This window comes from Tenacibaculum mesophilum, from assembly GCF_003867075.1.
GTDB lineage: Bacteria > Bacteroidota > Bacteroidia > Flavobacteriales > Flavobacteriaceae > Polaribacter > Polaribacter mesophilus.
Genome location: NZ_CP032544.1, coordinates 746359 through 762933, shown reverse-complemented (window position 1 = coordinate 762933; position 16575 = coordinate 746359). Strand labels below are relative to the sequence as shown.

Annotated in this window: 15 protein-coding genes; 8 read left to right on the top strand and 7 right to left on the bottom strand. The window is 31.5% G+C overall.

Annotated elements, in window-relative coordinates; translation table 11 throughout:
• The first annotated feature begins 22 nt into the window (after positions 1–22).
• From D6200_RS03580 to D6200_RS03550, 7 genes are all read left to right on the top strand, one after another.
• A complete protein-coding gene (locus D6200_RS03580) occupies positions 23–1363 on the top strand; it encodes a hypothetical protein (protein WP_125064367.1) in 1341 nt (446 codons plus the stop codon).
• Between the two features lie 187 nt (positions 1364–1550).
• Positions 1551–3320 carry a 30S ribosomal protein S1 gene (gene rpsA, locus D6200_RS03575; RefSeq protein ID WP_047788829.1) on the top strand — a complete coding sequence of 590 codons (1770 nt, stop codon included), beginning with the start codon at positions 1551–1553 and terminating at the stop codon, positions 3318–3320.
• Between the two features lie 155 nt (positions 3321–3475).
• Entirely contained in the window at positions 3476–4870 is a 1395-nt protein-coding gene (gene glmM, locus D6200_RS03570) for a phosphoglucosamine mutase (protein ID WP_073184048.1), read from the top strand.
• Positions 4871–4901: 31 nt separating this feature from the next.
• On the top strand, positions 4902–5720 hold the full coding sequence (locus tag D6200_RS03565) for a hypothetical protein (RefSeq protein WP_389863594.1): 819 nt from the start codon (positions 4902–4904) through the stop codon (positions 5718–5720).
• Between the two features lie 102 nt (positions 5721–5822).
• A complete protein-coding gene (locus D6200_RS03560; RefSeq protein ID WP_073184046.1) occupies positions 5823–7289 on the top strand; it encodes an aminotransferase class V-fold PLP-dependent enzyme in 1467 nt (488 codons plus the stop codon).
• Entirely contained in the window at positions 7252–8352 is a 1101-nt protein-coding gene (locus D6200_RS03555) for a M14 family zinc carboxypeptidase (RefSeq protein ID WP_240627198.1), read from the top strand. The genes D6200_RS03560 and D6200_RS03555 overlap by 38 nt, the downstream gene beginning before the upstream one ends.
• 82 nt (positions 8353–8434) lie before the next feature.
• Complete coding sequence (locus D6200_RS03550; protein WP_047788824.1) at positions 8435–8914, top strand: Lrp/AsnC family transcriptional regulator; 480 nt, start codon at positions 8435–8437, stop codon at positions 8912–8914.
• Between the two features lie 138 nt (positions 8915–9052).
• Here D6200_RS03550 and D6200_RS03545 read toward each other — a convergent pair whose 3' ends face one another.
• From D6200_RS03545 to D6200_RS03515, 7 genes are all read right to left on the bottom strand, one after another.
• Positions 9053–9760, bottom strand: a complete 708-nt coding sequence (locus D6200_RS03545; protein WP_317039787.1) for a pseudouridine synthase — start codon at positions 9758–9760, stop codon at positions 9053–9055.
• A complete protein-coding gene (locus tag D6200_RS03540) occupies positions 9753–10955 on the bottom strand; it encodes a multidrug effflux MFS transporter (RefSeq protein WP_047788822.1) in 1203 nt (400 codons plus the stop codon). Before D6200_RS03540 ends, D6200_RS03545 begins: the two co-directional genes overlap by 8 nt.
• Before the next feature lie 400 nt (positions 10956–11355).
• Positions 11356–11706 (bottom strand): hypothetical protein, encoded by a 351-nt coding sequence (locus D6200_RS03535; protein ID WP_125064366.1) that lies wholly within the window; start codon positions 11704–11706, stop codon positions 11356–11358.
• On the bottom strand, positions 11703–12389 hold the full coding sequence (locus D6200_RS03530) for a hypothetical protein (RefSeq protein ID WP_047788820.1): 687 nt from the start codon (positions 12387–12389) through the stop codon (positions 11703–11705). The genes D6200_RS03535 and D6200_RS03530 overlap by 4 nt, the downstream gene beginning before the upstream one ends.
• A 575-nt stretch (positions 12390–12964) precedes the next feature.
• Positions 12965–13588: an FMN-dependent NADH-azoreductase gene (locus tag D6200_RS03525; protein WP_073184044.1), complete on the bottom strand. Its 624-nt coding sequence runs from the start codon at positions 13586–13588 to the stop codon at positions 12965–12967.
• Between the two features lie 66 nt (positions 13589–13654).
• Positions 13655–14236: a Crp/Fnr family transcriptional regulator gene (locus D6200_RS03520; RefSeq protein ID WP_073184042.1), complete on the bottom strand. Its 582-nt coding sequence runs from the start codon at positions 14234–14236 to the stop codon at positions 13655–13657.
• A gap of 144 nt (positions 14237–14380) precedes the next feature.
• Positions 14381–14854, bottom strand: a complete 474-nt coding sequence (locus D6200_RS03515) for a nucleoside deaminase (protein WP_073184040.1) — start codon at positions 14852–14854, stop codon at positions 14381–14383.
• 216 nt (positions 14855–15070) lie between these two features.
• Here D6200_RS03515 and D6200_RS03510 point away from each other — a divergent pair, with 216 nt between their 5' ends.
• Entirely contained in the window at positions 15071–16573 is a 1503-nt protein-coding gene (locus D6200_RS03510) for a hypothetical protein (protein WP_053056660.1), read from the top strand.
• Positions 16574–16575 lie beyond the last annotated feature (2 nt).

Genomic DNA, 16575 nt, shown 5'->3' with positions numbered 1-16575 from the left:
GGCTTTGAAAAAAATGAAGTTAATGAGAAAAAATATTATCATCCTCTTTTTAATGGTTTTACCCATTAAGAGCATAAAAGCTCAAAACTTTTTGTATAATACTGAACAGTTTGGTATACGAGGATCTATGTTAGGAGGTGCTATAGCTGCTGGAGCAGATGATGAAAGTATGACTTTTTATAACCCTGCAGGAATACACAAAGTTCCTTCTCAAGTAAGTATATCTCTATTTCAGCCTGTAATTCGTAGCTTTGGTTTTAATAGCTTTTGGGGAGCAAGGGAAAGCAGCGAAATAAATACTAATTATGGGCTAAAACCTTCTCTTATATCTTTTAAATTTAATTTAAAAAATATTGAATTAGCATTTATTAAAATAAGTAAAAGCGAGTTAACAGATTTTTTTAATGCAAAAAGAGAAACCACAAACAGTAACCTTTTAAATACACAGTACTTTGAATATGAATATAAAGGCGAAGATGATTGGTTTGGAGTTGGAACAAGTTTTAAATTAACATCAAATATTTACCTAGGTATTAGTCAGTTTCTAAGTATTTCTAACTTTGAATATAGAAATAAAGTATTTTTAGAAGAACTAAATACAGCTAATAACACTTCTAATAGCTACTTTAACTCTGAACAAACTAGCAGTTATGATAACACAGGTTTTATAACTAAAATAGGTTTTTTATACGATACTAATAAACACGACTTTGGTTTTACAATAACTACTCCAAAGTATTTGAGAATTTTAAAAGATGGATATTATACAGGAGAATTAACCAGAATAGATAGTGACCATAGTTTAGGCAGGCAAATTGTAGATAATGATATATCTCCAGAGATACGAACTCCTTGGGAGTTTTCTATCGGATATAGTTTTCTAGTAAATAAAAATAGTAAATTATGGTTAAGTACCAGTTATCACACTGGAATATCTGATTATAAAGTCGCAAATATAAAATCCGGAAACTCTGCTTTTTCCTGGGTCAATGGTAATAAATCAGTTATTAACTTTGGAGTAGGGTATTCACATCAAATAAGTCCAAAATTAGAATTATCAGGAGGTTTTAGAACAAATAATTTAGCCTACGAAAACAAAAAGGTTTCATTAACAAAATTAAGAAACACTATTTTAGATGGAGATCAGATACACTTTGTAATTGGAACTAAATTTAAATTCAAAAGACACGACGTGCTTTTAGGGTTAGACTGGGGAACTATTTATGATACTCCAAACAAAACTAGCTTTGAATATTTACAAGATATTGCTGAATTATCTCCAAACTTGAATGGGCTGACCAAACAAAATATAACTATTCTATTAACATATAGGTTTATTATAGATGAATTAATAAAGCTATAATATATCTTAACTTACTTAAGCTCAAAACATTTTAGGTTACTTCAATAATTATTCGTAAATTTGCAGGCCTTTTTACGAGTACAGATTTAAAAAGGATAGAAAATAACATTTATTAAGTTTAATTTCTCTTGGCGTTAGTATCGTTAAAAATCTGGTTAACAAAAAGATACAAATATTTATTTCAGACATGTCTGAAGAAACAAAAAACACAGCAGAAGCTGTAAATCCAGCAGAATTTTTAGCAACCTTTAACTGGCACAAATACGAAGAAGGTATTGATGAAGTTGATGAGTCTAAATTAAAAGAATTTGAAAAAGCCTTAGAAGGTACTGTAGGGTTCGTAAACGAGCGCGATGTTATCGAAGGTGAAGTAGTACGTATTACTGATCGTGATGCTATTATCGACATTAACTCTAAATCTGAAGGTGTAATTTCGTTAAACGAATTCCGTTACAACCCAAATTTAGCTGTTGGAGACAAAGTAGAAGTATTAGTTGACAAAAGAGAAGACTCTTCAGGTCAATTAGTATTATCTCACAAAAAAGCACGTGTAATCAAAGCTTGGGATCGTGTTAACAATGCACACGAAACTGGTGAAATCGTTAACGGTTTTGTTAAGTGTAGAACTCGTGGAGGTATGATCGTTGATGTATTTGGTATTGAAGCATTCTTACCAGGTTCTCAAATTGATGTGAAGCCTATCCGTGACTACGATCAATATGTAGAAAAAACTATGGAATTCAAAGTTGTGAAAATCAACCACGAATTTAAAAACGTAGTAGTATCTCATAAAGCATTAATCGAAGCTGATTTAGAAGATCAAAAACGTGAAATTATCGGTCAATTAGAAAAAGGACAAGTACTAGAAGGTGTTGTTAAAAACATTACTTCTTATGGTGTATTTGTTGACTTAGGAGGTGTTGACGGATTAATTCATATTACTGATTTATCTTGGTCTCGTATCAACCACCCGAACGAAGTTGTTGAGTTAGATCAAAAATTAAACGTTGTAATCTTAGACTTTGATGATAACAAGTCAAGAATTCAATTAGGATTAAAACAATTATCTGCTCACCCATGGGAAGCTTTAAATGCTGACTTAAAAGTTGGTGATAAAGTAAAAGGTAAAGTAGTTGTTTTAGCTGATTATGGTGCATTTGTAGAGGTTGAAGAAGGAGTAGAAGGATTAATCCACGTATCTGAAATGTCATGGTCAACTCACTTACGTTCTGCACAAGATTTCGTAAAAGTTGGTGATGAAGTAGAAGCTCAAATCTTAACATTAGACCGCGAAGAGCGTAAAATGTCTTTAGGTATGAAGCAATTACACCCAGATCCATGGACAGATATTACTACTAAATACCCAGTAGGTTCTAAACACACTGGTACTGTACGTAACTACACTAACTTTGGTGTATTCGTAGAGTTAGAAGAAGGTATTGATGGATTGGTATATATCTCTGATTTATCTTGGACTAAGAAAATTAAGCACCCATCAGATTTCGTAACTGTAGGTGATCAATTAGAAGTTCAAGTATTAGAATTAGACGTAGAGAACCGTAAATTAAACTTAGGTCACAAGCAAACTCAAGATAACCCTTGGGATGCTCATGAATCTACTTATACAATCGGATCTATCCACGAAGGTACTATCAAAGAGAAAAATGATAAAGGTGCAACTGTAGTATTTGCTGATGGTGTTGAAGCTTTCGCTCCAACTCGTTTCTTAGAAAAAGAAGACGGAGGTAAATTAGCTAAAGGTGACGAAACTAAGTTCCAAGTAACTGAGTTTAGTAAAGAGTACCGTAGAATTGTTGTTTCTCATACTTCTATCTTTAGAGAAGAAGAACAAAAGAACATCAAAGCTGCTGCTGCTAAAGCTCAAGAAGTAGAAAAAACTACTTTAGGAGATATCGGTGGATTAGCTGAATTAAAGAAGAAAATGGAAGGAAAATAATCCGAACAATTTCTTAAAATGTATAAACCGTTAAGCTTGTAAAGCTTAGCGGTTTTTTTAATTCCTTATGTAACAAATGTTACAGTTAAAGCTCTCCCTTTTTAAAGGATACTTTCTTAAATAGCTTTATATTTGCTCACCAATTAAAAATTAATATGACACTTATTAAATCTATATCAGGTATTAGAGGTACCATAGGCGGAAATACAGGTGACAACTTAACACCTATAGATGCTGTAAAATTTGCAGCAGCTTACGGTACGTTTATAAAAAAGAAAAACTCCGAAAAAGAAAAAATTACCATTGTAATAGGTAGAGATGCCCGTATTTCGGGTAAAATGATAAGTAACTTAGTCGCAAATACACTAGTCGGTTTAGGAATTGATGTAATCGATTTAGGTTTATCTACAACACCAACTGTTGAAGTTGCTGTCCCTTTAGAAAAGGCAGATGGAGGTATTATCTTAACTGCTTCACACAATCCAAAACAATGGAATGCTTTAAAATTATTGAATGAAAAAGGAGAGTTTTTAAATGGTGAAGATGGAGCAGACATTTTAAAGATTGCTGAAAATGATGCCACAATTGAGTTTGCTGAAGTTGACGATTTAGGAGCGTATAGAAAAAAGAAGAACTACATAAAGAAGCATATCAAAGAAGTTTTAAAACTAGATTTAGTAGATAAGAAAGCCATCAAAAAAGTGAAATTTAAAGTTGTTGTTGATGGTGTAAACTCTACTGGAGGTATTGCTATTCCTGCTTTACTAAAAGAATTAGGAGTAAAATGTGTAGAATTATATTGTGAACCCAACGGACACTTTCCACACAATCCAGAACCTTTGAAAGAACACTTAACGGATATTTCTGAATTAGTAGTCAAGGAAAAAGCAGATTTAGGTATTGTAGTAGATCCTGATGTAGACCGTTTAGCGCTAATTTCTGAAGATGGTTCTATGTTTGGAGAAGAATACACTTTAGTAGCTTGTGCCGATTATATTTTAGGTCAATTAGGAGGTGGTAACACTGTTTCTAACCTATCATCCTCAAGAGCTTTACGAGATGTTACTGAAAAACATGGAGGAACATACACGGCAAGCGCAGTAGGAGAGGTGAACGTAGTACAAATGATGAAGGATACCAATACTGTAATTGGAGGAGAAGGTAACGGAGGAATTATCTATCCAGAATCTCATTATGGACGTGATTCGTTGGTAGGAGTTGCGTTATTCTTATCACATTTGGCTCATAAAAAAATATCTTGTAAAGCCTTAAGAGATTCATATCCTAGCTACTTTATGAGCAAAAATAAAATCCAGTTAACACCACAAATTGATGTTGATAAGATTTTAGAAACAATGGCTAATAACTATAAAAATGAAGATGTAAACACTATTGATGGTGTAAAAATTGATTTTGCTAACGAGTGGGTACACTTACGTAAATCGAATACCGAGCCAATCATCAGAATTTATACAGAAAGTACTAGCCAAGACAATGCAGATGCTTTAGCTAAAAGATTTATAACTGAAATACAACAAATAATACAATAGTTCATTGAAATTAAAAATAGTAAGTTTATTAATGCTGATGGTTTCAGCATCAATAATAGCGCAGAAGAAAAACGAAGAAATCATTCAAAAGAAAAAAGTAACTAACAAAGGAAAATTCTTCGTTTATTGGGGATGGAACTGGGCTAGTTATTCTAATTCAGATATTCGTTTTAAAGGAGCTAATTACGATTTTACATTACAAAATGTAAAAGCTCAAGATAGACAGACTAAGTTTTCATTTAATGATTATTTTAATCCAGGGAGAGTAACTATCCCTCAAACAAATTATAGAATAGGATATTTCTTTAAAGAAAACTATACTATTTCTATTGGAGTAGATCATATGAAATATGTAATGATAGCTGATCAAGATGTAAAAATTAATGGAAATATTAATATAGGAAACGCGAAGTATGATGGAACATATAATAACGAAACTATCAATTTAGCAGCAGATTTTTTACGTTTTGAACACACTGACGGTTTAAATTATGTAAATGTAGAAGTAAAACGTTTTGATGATGTGAGTCACTGGTTTGGTTTAAACTTAGAAAACTTACAAATTAATTTAACAGAAGGAGTGGGGCTTGGTATTTTATACCCAAGAACCAACACAACCCTTTTAGGCATGGAGCGTCACGATGATTTTCATTTATCAGGATACGGAGCTTCTATTGGAGGTGGTTTAAATATAACATTCTTAAAACACTTTTTTGTACAAGCGGATTTAAAAGGAGGTTATATTTATATGCCAGATGTTAGAACAACTAAAAGCCCTATAGATACAGCATCACAAAGTTTTTACTTTTTTGAAAATACCATTTTAATAGGAGGTAAATTTAGACTTTAATAACAAAGTATTATAAATACGTTAATATTATAACTATTTTAGGCAAACAAATAATATACTGCTAATTTTACGCTACCTAACAAACAACTAGAGATTTCAACTATGGATTTAGAACAGTATTTTGATAAGTTTAGAAAAAATATTGTAGGTATAGATCAGACTTTTCAAACACCTTACGGTGAAAAAAAAATGATTTATACAGATTGGACTGCAAGTGGAAGATTATATCGACCTATAGAAGAACAACTTTTAAATAAATTTGGACCTTTTGTAGCCAATACTCATACAGAAACTTCTACATCAGGAGCTGCTATGACTTTAGCCTATCACGAAGCACGAAATATTATTAAATGCCACGTAAATGCATCTTCTAACGATGTATTAATTACAGAAGGGTCTGGTATGACGGGGGTTGTGAATAAATTTCAGCGTATTTTAGGACTAAAAATAAATGAAAATTTAAAAGAAAATACACAGGTTCCAGATGAAAAAAGACCTATTGTCTTTGTAAGTCATATGGAGCATCACTCAAACCAAACATCTTGGATTGAAACTATAGCAGATGTAGAGGTTGTTCCTTGTAATAATGAAGGTTTAGTGTGTTTAGATAAGTTTGAAGAAACTATAAAAAAATACTTAGATAGACCTATTAAAATAGCCTCTATAGTAGCAGGATCAAATGTAACAGGAATAAAGACAGACTACCATAAAGTAGCCTCTTTAATTCATCGTTACGGTGGTTTATGCTTTGTCGATTTTGCCTGTTCTGCACCTTATGTAGATATAAATATGCATCCAGAAAAAGAAGATGAATATTTAGATGCTATTTTCTTTTCTCCACATAAGTTTTTAGGAGGTCCAGGAAGTTCTGGGGTGTTGATTTTTAATAAAAAACTGTATAAAAACATGGTTCCTGATAATCCTGGAGGAGGAACGGTTAGTTATACAAATCCTTGGGGGCAACATGATTATTTTGATGATGTAGAAACGCGTGAAGATGGAGGGACACCAGCTTTTTTACAAACTATAAAAATAGCTTTATGTATTCAAGTAAAAGATCAAATGGGTACTGATAAAATAAAGGAACGTGAAGATGAAATCAACCCAATTATCTTTAACTGTTTAGAAAATTTGGAAGGAGTTAAAATATTAGCTCCAGATCATAAAGATCGTTTGAGTATTTTTTCTTTCTACTTTGAAAAATATCACTTTAACCTTGTTGTAAAATTACTAAACGACCGATTTGGAATTCAAACTAGAGGTGGATGTTCGTGTGCAGGAACTTATGGACACTTCTTATTAAATGTAGATCAAATAAGATCAAATGAAATAAAAGGTCAAATATTAGAAGGTTGTAATACAGAAAAACCAGGTTGGGTACGTTTATCAGTACATCCAACAATTACAAATGAAGAAGTACAATTTATTTGTGAATCGTTACAAACATTAGCTGAAAATATTGGAGAATGGTCTAAGGACTATGAATACGACATTGCTAAAAATGATTATGTACATAAAACCATTGAACCAATTGAAAAACAACTGGTTACTGATTGGTTTTCGTTATAATTATGATATGACACACTTAAAAAGCTCTTTTTTAGAAGATAATTATTCAAAAATTAAAGAAGACTCTATATCTGGAAGGTGGATAACACTAACAGATATAGAGCCTTTATATTTAGGCTTACAAAACTCAGAAATTCAAACAAAAATTATTGGAGAGTCTGAAGAAGGAAGGGCCATTTATAAATTAAAATTGGGAAAAGGCAAAAAAAGAATTCTTATTTGGAGTCAAATGCACGGTAACGAAAGTACTGGAACCAAAGCTGTATTCGATTTTTTAAACTTCTTACAACGCTTTCCTACTCACCAAATAACAAAATCTATTATAGATAATTGTAGTATTACCATTGTTCCTATGCTAAATCCAGATGGAGCACAAGCATATACACGTGTTAATGCTAACAATGTAGACTTAAACAGAGATGCTGTTGAGTTAGAAGCCAAAGAAAGTAAACTTTTACGTAGTGTTTTAGAAGAGGTAAATCCTCAATTTTGCTTCAATTTACATGATCAAAGAACTATTTTTGGTGTTGAAGGAACTAAAAACCCAGCAACAATATCGTTTTTGGCCCCTTCAGAAGAAGAAAAAAGAACAATTACAGAAGGGAGAAAAGAAACAATGAATGTAATTGTTGCTATGAATGATTTGTTACAAGAAATCATACCCAATCATGTTGGTCGTTATACGGATGAATTTTACCCTACAGCAACAGGAGACAATTTTCAAAAGTTAGGACATAATACAATACTAATTGAAGCAGGACATTTTGCAGGTGATTACGAAAGGGAAGAGGTTAGAAAATTCAATTTTTATGCGCTTTTACAGGGGATTTATCATATTTCTTTAACAAATAATTTTAAAGAGTTTAAAAAATATTTAGCTATCCCTAACAATATCAAGAACTTCTACGATGTGATTTATCGATCAAAAAATAATGAAAAAGATGTTGCATATCAGTATGTAGAAACTATAGAAAATGATAAATTTGCACTCGTTTTAACAAAGGAAAAAGAAGGTAACTTATCTATGTATTTAGCTCACAAAGAATTCATAAAAAACAGTTAAAAATTCTACTTTCTTTAAATAAAACTTATTTTTTTTAGAAAAAAACCATATTTTAGCAATATTACTTGAAGAAAACAAAAAAATGAAGAAGTTCATACTAGATGAAATCGATCATCAAATTTTAGACATTTTAATTGAAAATGCTCGTACACCATTTACAGACATTGCAAAAAAGCTGTTAGTATCTGCAGGTACTATACATGTACGCGTAAAAAAAATGGAAGACGAAGGAATTATTCAAGGATCTACTTTAACCTTGAATTATGAAAAAATGGGGTATTCATTTATTGCTCACGTTGGAATTTTTTTAGAGAAGACATCTATGACACAACATGTTTTAGACAATTTAAGATTGATTCCTAATGTAACTGTAGCCTACGTAACTGCAGGAAAATATAATATTTTCTGTAAAGTACGTGCTAAAAACACTAACGATGCAAAAGACATTATTTACAGAATAGATGATATTCATGGCGTTAATAGAACGGAAACAATGATTGCTCTTGAAGAAAGCATCAATGATAAAAAGCGTTTAATGCACGCAATTTTTAAAGATATTTAAAAAACTATTTTTAAAAAAGTTAAAAGGGTAGCATAATTATGCTACCCTTTTTTATTGTTTTCAATAAATTAGCTATTTCTATTCAAATAAAAACAGTATTTAATTTATAAAAAAGAGTAGAGTATAAGGAGACTATTATTATAAACTCCAATTAAACTTTTCATAAACTACATACCAATCTTTAGGGAAATCAGCTTTAATTAATAATTTTTTATTCGAATATGGATGAATGAACTCTAAAGAATAAGCGTGTAAAAAAAGGTTTTCACAATCAAAATTATCAATAAACATTGTATTGTGATTTTTATCACCGTATTTAGGATCTCCAATTAAAGGATGACTAATTTTGTTCATATGGATTCGTAACTGGTGTAATCTACCTGTTTTAGGGGCTAACTTTACCAAACTATACCTAGATGTGTCATAAGGTTTTACAGGAATATTTACTGTAACCATTTTTATAGTACTTAAATGTGTTTCTGCATCTTTATGCACGTTGGCGTCTCTTCCTTTTACAGGAGAATCTATAATTTTAGTTTCAGGAGCATGACCTCTAACAACTCCATAATACGTTTTTTGTATTTCATTATTAGTAAACAGTTCTTGAAACTTAGCTACAAACTTTGTTTCCTTAGAAAGTAATATAATTCCAGACGTTTTTCTATCAAGACGATGAATTGGATACATTTTTTGATTGCATTGCTGTTGAATTATTTGTAACAAAGAATTTTCATCAGCGACATTTCTAGAATGATGCGCATGATGTACAACAACATTATTGGGTTTTGATACGCACAACACATATTCATCTTCATAAATAACATCTAGCTTCATTATACTATTCATTTACTGGTTTTAATTTGGTGAAGTTTAAAAGGAGTAAAGATAACGCACCACATATAAAAAAACCTATAAAAAGTGGGAGAGTAGTGGTTTCAACATATTTTCCTATAAATGTAGCAATTGGTACTGCCATAATGGTAGATACAAATCCGTTAATTGCAGCTCCAATTCCAGCAATATGTCCAACAGGCTGCATTGCTAATGCTCGAAGATTTCCAAATAAAAATCCGATAGAGAAAAATTGTAGTGCAAAGAAGATTAATAATACTACAATACTTGGATTTTCCTTTTGATAAAATAATGTTATATAAATAATGGGAACAATTGAAAACATAATTAAAAAGAATGAAACGAGTTTATGCATTCCAAACTTCATAACAAATGAACCATTTAAAAAAGTAGCAAAACCAACAGAAATGGCTAAACCGGCAAAGATGTACGGAAATTCGTCTACCAATAAATATTGCTCTTGAAAAATTTGTTGTGAAGCACTTAAATATACCATAAATGACCCTGTAATAAAACCAGATATAAGTGTAAAAATTACAGCTTGTTTATATTTTATAAATTCTTTTGACCCATCTAAAAATAAACGAAATGCAAACTTAATTCTATTTTCTTTTTGAAGAGTTTCTGGTTGGCGCTTCCATAACCAAAACATTACTAAAACACCAAATATTAGTTGACTATAAAATATAGATTTCCATCCGTAAGCATCCAACATTAACTTACCAATAGCAGGAGCTACAACAGGAACTAAAATAAAAATCACCACAATAAACGACATAATTTTAGCCATGTAGTTTCCACTAAAACTATCTCTAACCATGGCAATACTAATTGTTCTAGGAGCAGAGAGTCCTATTCCTTGTAAGACTCTTCCTAAAACCATCATTTCTATGTTTGTAGCACTAACACAAATAAAGCTTGCAATAACAAAAAGTATAAAACCACCATAAATAACAGGCTTTCTTCCTAAACTATCAGAAATTGGCCCAGAAATTAATTGCCCAAAGCCTAGTCCTAAAAAAATCATTGTTACTAATAATTGACTATCGTGCGATCCTTGTTGAACTCGAATACTAATACCTATTTGTTCTAAAGCTGGGAGTAATGCATCTATTGATAAAGCTACTAATGACATTAGAGAAGCCATTAAAGCAATGAATTCTAATTTCGATTGATTATTTTTTTGCATTAGGCAAAAATACTGCCTTTATTTTAGTTAGAAGTATGGATAAAAGTTAAAAAAAGGCTGCTTTTTTAACAGCCTTAAACAAACAATACTATAAACTATATATGTCTAATAAAAAAGACGCTGCCAAGAATAAAATGTAGTGAAACAAAAAAATGTAATAAAGTGAAGGGGCTTTTTATTCAGAACAGCGTCATATACTATATACATCTTACAATTTATGAAACAGTTATAATTAAAATAACCCTACTTTTTTTGTTAAAATTTCAAAAATTATTTTTTATTGTAAAAAGCATTAGCTTCTATTGATTAAATCATCAATAAGTAAGTGTTTAAAAATATAGAAAAAACTCATTTATTTAGCTAAGCAATCAATTTAAAGTTCGTGGAAAGTCACATAAAACTACTCTCTAAAAAACAAGTAAATATTTTCTTGATTTATAGGCTTCCAATTTTTTGCATGGAAACTGTTTTCTTCCCAGTAAATTATAAGGTTTATATGGTCTATTTTTACAGAATCCTTTGTTTGTGTTAATAGATTTAAAGTGTCTTTACTTTGAGTAATACCATTCATTTTAAAATGACCATCTATTTTAGAAATAAAATCACTTAATTCTTCTATTCTTTTAATTTCAACCTGTTCACTATCAGCATTGGTAAGCTTATCCCATTTGTATTCTAATTGCTTTTTTGAGTTACAATTTAATAAACTTAAAGAGAAGAATGTAATTAGTAATATGTTTGTTATTCTCATTTTATACCTTTTTCTTTTAATATTTCGTTTAGCCATTTTATATAACTTGAATGATGTCTTATCCTAGTTATTTCCCCTGAATTCATTATTGAGTGTAAGTCGTCTACATGTTTAGAGCTAGTAATATATTCATCATTTAAACCTAACATATGACCAAATTCGTGAACTGCACCTCTTTGATAAATATTATCAGATTTTAGTGATGGTGTTAGATCTTCACTGTCAAGATGGGCTGTACCAAAAAAAGAGTTAACATAACTCTGTTCAAATCCTCCTTTTTTTATTTTTTGTACATAAATTTCCCAATGTTCTCCAATACTCCATTGGTCATAAACTGATAGGAATCTAAAATCTAAAAATACTCTTTTACCTTGCGATAAGCTTTTAATAACTCTCATGTCTCCCCACTTTTGACTTATGGCACTTTCAAACTTTTGTATAAACTTAGTTTTATCTGAATTATTCCAAGCCAAATTACCGTTATTTTCGAAGAAAAATTGAAGTTTCATATAAACTATTAATATATAATCTCCTAAAGGTTTTTTAACTAAGCATAATCCAAAAGCATTATTAACTTTTCCACCAAATATAGGTCCTATGGTACCTGCATTTATAGAAGGACATATTGTAATTATTGTTTCTCCTGGCTTTATTATTGACGTTCTTATTCTATGATCTTCCATATTCTTTTTTATAACACATAATTTATATACATGGATGTTTTATCCATATATGTTATTCATAATTATTTTGTGTAAAGGTTTTTAACAATTTTTACTCATCCAAATATAAAAAAAGGAAGATAAAAAAGTGTAACTTTTTTTATCGGGTCGACACACGAAGCCTAATCGGGTCGACACACGAAGCCTAATCGGGTCGACACACGAAGCCTAATCGGGTCGACACACGAAGCCTAATCGGGTCGACACACGAAGCCTAATCGGGTCGACACACGAAGCCTAATCGGGTCGACACACGAAGCCTAATCGGGTCGACACACGAAGCCTAATCGGGTCGACATACGAAGCCTAATCGGGTCGACACACGAAGCCTAATCGGGTCGACACACGAAGCCTAATCGGGTCAACACTCCTTGCCTAAGGGGAGTGTCATTTACTGCCTAAGAGGAGCAACTTCAAACAACAAAAAGATAAAAATAGGTGCGTGTGTAGAAAAATGTTTGTTAGGTGTTGTGAGATATAAAGAGACTATAAAAAAATGCTGTTTAGATAAATGTAAACAGCATTTTGATGGTGGATTAAATAGCTTCAATTTCTTGATATATCTTCTTTTTAGAGTTTTCAAAAATAGCTCCTCCAAACTCCTCATTATCTAAAGAAATAATGGTAATATCTTTAATACCCATAATTCCAAAAACAAACTTTAAATAGGTAGTTTGGAAGTTCATGTGCTCGTTTTTTTTATTTTCACCATAGCCAGTATCTCCTCGGCTAGATAGAATAAACATTTTTTTGTTTTTCAAAAGACCTACATAATCACCATCGGGTGTTCCTGAGCGGAATTTCCATGTCTCATTAATTCTCATAAGCTGATCTATGTAAGCTTTTAATCCGCTAGGAATAGACCAATTGTACATAGGTGTACCAATAACATACACATCGTGTTCTTTAAATTCTTTAATTAGGTCGTTGCTCAAAGCAACTCCTGATTGATTTTCTGCTGTTCTTTCTTCAGGCTTAATAAAGGCACTAGCAATCCATTTTTCGTTGATGTGAGGAATTTCTTTTAATCCAACTTCTCGGTACGAAAACGTATCGTCAGGATGCTTTTGTTGCCAATTATCTACAAAAAGCTGTGTTAGTTTTCTGCTGTGCGATTTTTGGTTTCTTACACTAGCATTAATAATAAGTACTTTGTTCATATCTTAATATAGTTTACATGATATGGCAAAGTTCGTTGTAGAAAAAGTAAAAAAAATTGACCTAGTTTAAGATGGCTTGTGTTTTTTACGAACTCTACTTAAAAACTCAGGAGTTACACCTAAGTACGAAGCAATTAAGTATTGAGTAACTTTGTTTGCTATTTTTGGGTAGTCTTTTATAAAATCAAGATACCGTTGTTCTGCATCATACACATTGTTGTGAATAATTCTTCTTTGTAAGCTACCAAGATAGTTTTCGAGTATAATTCTAAAAAAACGCTCCAATTTAGGTATTTGCTTTAGCATTTCCTGAAAAGAATCATAGCGTATTTGTAACAAGTTGGTTTTTTCTATTGCTTGGATATTATAAATAGAAGGTTGTTGCTTTTGAAAGCTATCAATATCAGTTGCCCACCAGTTTTCTATAGCAAAGTATAAAACTTCTTCAGTTCCTGTAGCAGCGTTTATATAAAAGGCTTTAAGGGTTCCATTAATTACAAAATTATCGGTTCTACATACATCACCATTTCTTAGAAGATATGCTCCTTTTTCAAGAGTCTTTTCAGTCCAAAAACTTTTAATGATGCTTTCTTGTTCTGAAGTTAACTTAATGTATTTTGAAATTGATGTGATTAATGGTTCTATCATAATACAATAAATAAAGTTAGTAGGGGTGAAGGTAAGGACTAGACTAGAAGTTAGATTTAGAGTAAAAAGAAACGCCATTCCAACTAAAGAGAAGAATTCTCATTATTATTCAGAATGACGGTATTTTAGTAAATCATTAGTATTTTAATATTCTATTTTATCTTCTTTCTCAGACCATTTCTGGAAAGGTTCTAAAGCAATATCACGTCCTATTTGCTCAAACGGAATACTTCTCTTTTCGTATGGTAACGGAATTTCTTTGTATATAAACTCATCATCAAAACCAATGTTGGCAGCGTCTTGCTGATTACTTCCGTAAAAAACTTTATCAGGACGTGCCCAGTAAATAGCTCCTAAACACATAGGGCAAGGTTCACAAGAAGTATAAACAATACAACCATCTAACTGAAAAGAACCTATATTTTTACAAGCATCACGAATAGCAGTTACTTCTGCGTGAGCTGTTGGATCGTTGGTAGAGGTAACTTTGTTGTTTCCGCGCCCAATAACTTTACCATCTTTTACTACAATACAACCAAAAGGACCTCCTTCGTTGTTCTGCATTCCTTTTAAAGCTGCTTTTACAGCTTCACTCATATATTCTTCGTGTGTATTCATTGTTTAATTTTAAAAAAAAAGGATTACAAAACTAAGTCTTTTCTTTGGCTCAATTTAATAAATAAAATATTTTTTTAAGTGTAAGGTATAAATATTACTTACACTTGGTATCAAAAAAAAGCTCTTTATAACTGTAATTTAATAGTTTATGACATCTTTTTAACAAGCAAGAATAAAACTACCTAACTTGTAATTATTATTAAAAACTAATTAACAATGAAATTAGCAGCCAAACTTATTTTAAATGCAATGCTTGTAATGGGTGTTGTGTTTTTGAATTCTTGTAAAAAGAAGAAAAAAGAAAATGATGTTTTAGAACCAATAGCCAAAATGGCTTATAACCAAACAGTCAAAGATAGTTTATGTGAAAGTAATTGGTTTCCTCACACACAAACTCCACCTCCTGCAGAAGGAAAAGGAAGTCCGTTTGATGTATCGAGCACAACCAATGCAATTTTTCACCAATGGTCTTGGCAAAAGTTTTTATGGCTAACCAAACCAACCGATGAAGTTTCTTTGTTCTATATTTTAGTGAGGGGAGAACCAACTCCAATTAAAATAAAAGCACAAATACCGTTGTTTTTAAATCCAAAAGAAATGCATCAAGTAACGGCTCATATGCAAGATGTAAAACAAAAAGAAGGAGCTGCTTTAGTGTTGGTAGATACTGCCCAAGCAGGCCCTGGGGGTATTTTAAAAACAAACCCTGCGTATAACAAAGAAGGGGTTTCAGAAACAGTATTTTACTCAATTCACGTAAGCCCTACGATGAAAGAATCTTCAAGAAAGTATAGAGACTCTATAGTTAGCGGAACTTTAAGTGGAAATAACCAAGCATCTTTTCCGGTAGGTTCTTTAGAGTTAAAAGTATCATGGACACCAGTAACTGCAATTGCTGAAGAAGAGATAGGTAATTATTATACTACAGTGGCGGCTTTAAGTAGAGATGGAGAAACATATACGAATACTGAGGTAGCTTTATTAGGAATGCATGTTGTAGGTATTGTAGAGAATCATCCAGAATTTATTTGGGCTACGTTTGAACACGACGATTTAGCACCAAACTACAATTGGAAAGAAAACAAAGCAATTTCTGCTACTGATAAATTACTTTTTGAAAAAATTAATACTACTGGAATTGATGGAATTACATGGAGTAATGATAGTGTGAAATTACCATACAAAGCATACGATTTATTTAAGTATGGAGTTCCAAGAGATAGTGTAGGAAACTTTATGAAGACAAGTCAAGAAGAACCTATGAACTTTGATAATATAGAAAATATTAATACTTGTGTAAAAGAAAACTTAACCGATGTATGGAAAAACTATTTTTATAATGGTTCTCTATGGATTGATACTGATGGAATGACTCCTGAAGAACAAACCGCTAAAATAAATAGTTTGGGAGGAAACATAGGAAACGCAACACCAGATAGTACTTCAGTAGCAAGAGGATCTGTAAACTGTGCAAATGTTACCATGGAAACATACACGCAAACTTTTAAAAGTAGTTTAAAAGATATTGAAGCAGACAATTTAGCAAACTGTTTTAGTTGTCATAATACAGTTGGTTTTTCAGATAATAAATCACCATTGTATATAAGTCATGTGTTTAACGCTTACTTATTAAGAGGACAAGGAAAAACATTTAATGAAGTTGAAGCTATTAAAGCGAAGCAAGAAGTAGAAGACTTTATGAAAAACAGCTTAAAGTAACG

Excerpts from the sequence above, each read along its gene's own strand:
- D6200_RS03580 (WP_125064367.1), top strand. The coding sequence starts at position 23 with ATGAGAAAAAATATTATCATCCTCTTTTTAATGGTTTTACCCATTAAG.
- rpsA (WP_047788829.1), top strand. The coding sequence starts at position 1,551 with ATGTCTGAAGAAACAAAAAACACAGCAGAAGCTGTAAATCCAGCAGAA.
- glmM (WP_073184048.1), top strand. The coding sequence starts at position 3,476 with ATGACACTTATTAAATCTATATCAGGTATTAGAGGTACCATAGGCGGA.
- D6200_RS03565 (WP_389863594.1), top strand. The coding sequence starts at position 4,902 with ATGCTGATGGTTTCAGCATCAATAATAGCGCAGAAGAAAAACGAAGAA.
- D6200_RS03560 (WP_073184046.1), top strand. The coding sequence starts at position 5,823 with ATGGATTTAGAACAGTATTTTGATAAGTTTAGAAAAAATATTGTAGGT.
- D6200_RS03550 (WP_047788824.1), top strand. The coding sequence starts at position 8,435 with ATGAAGAAGTTCATACTAGATGAAATCGATCATCAAATTTTAGACATT.
- D6200_RS03545 (WP_317039787.1), bottom strand. The coding sequence starts at position 9,760 with ATGAATAGTATAATGAAGCTAGATGTTATTTATGAAGATGAATATGTG.
- D6200_RS03540 (WP_047788822.1), bottom strand. The coding sequence starts at position 10,955 with ATGCAAAAAAATAATCAATCGAAATTAGAATTCATTGCTTTAATGGCT.
- D6200_RS03535 (WP_125064366.1), bottom strand. The coding sequence starts at position 11,706 with ATGAGAATAACAAACATATTACTAATTACATTCTTCTCTTTAAGTTTA.
- D6200_RS03530 (WP_047788820.1), bottom strand. The coding sequence starts at position 12,389 with ATGGAAGATCATAGAATAAGAACGTCAATAATAAAGCCAGGAGAAACA.
- D6200_RS03525 (WP_073184044.1), bottom strand. The coding sequence starts at position 13,588 with ATGAACAAAGTACTTATTATTAATGCTAGTGTAAGAAACCAAAAATCG.
- D6200_RS03520 (WP_073184042.1), bottom strand. The coding sequence starts at position 14,236 with ATGATAGAACCATTAATCACATCAATTTCAAAATACATTAAGTTAACT.
- D6200_RS03515 (WP_073184040.1), bottom strand. The coding sequence starts at position 14,854 with ATGAATACACACGAAGAATATATGAGTGAAGCTGTAAAAGCAGCTTTA.
- D6200_RS03510 (WP_053056660.1), top strand. The coding sequence starts at position 15,071 with ATGAAATTAGCAGCCAAACTTATTTTAAATGCAATGCTTGTAATGGGT.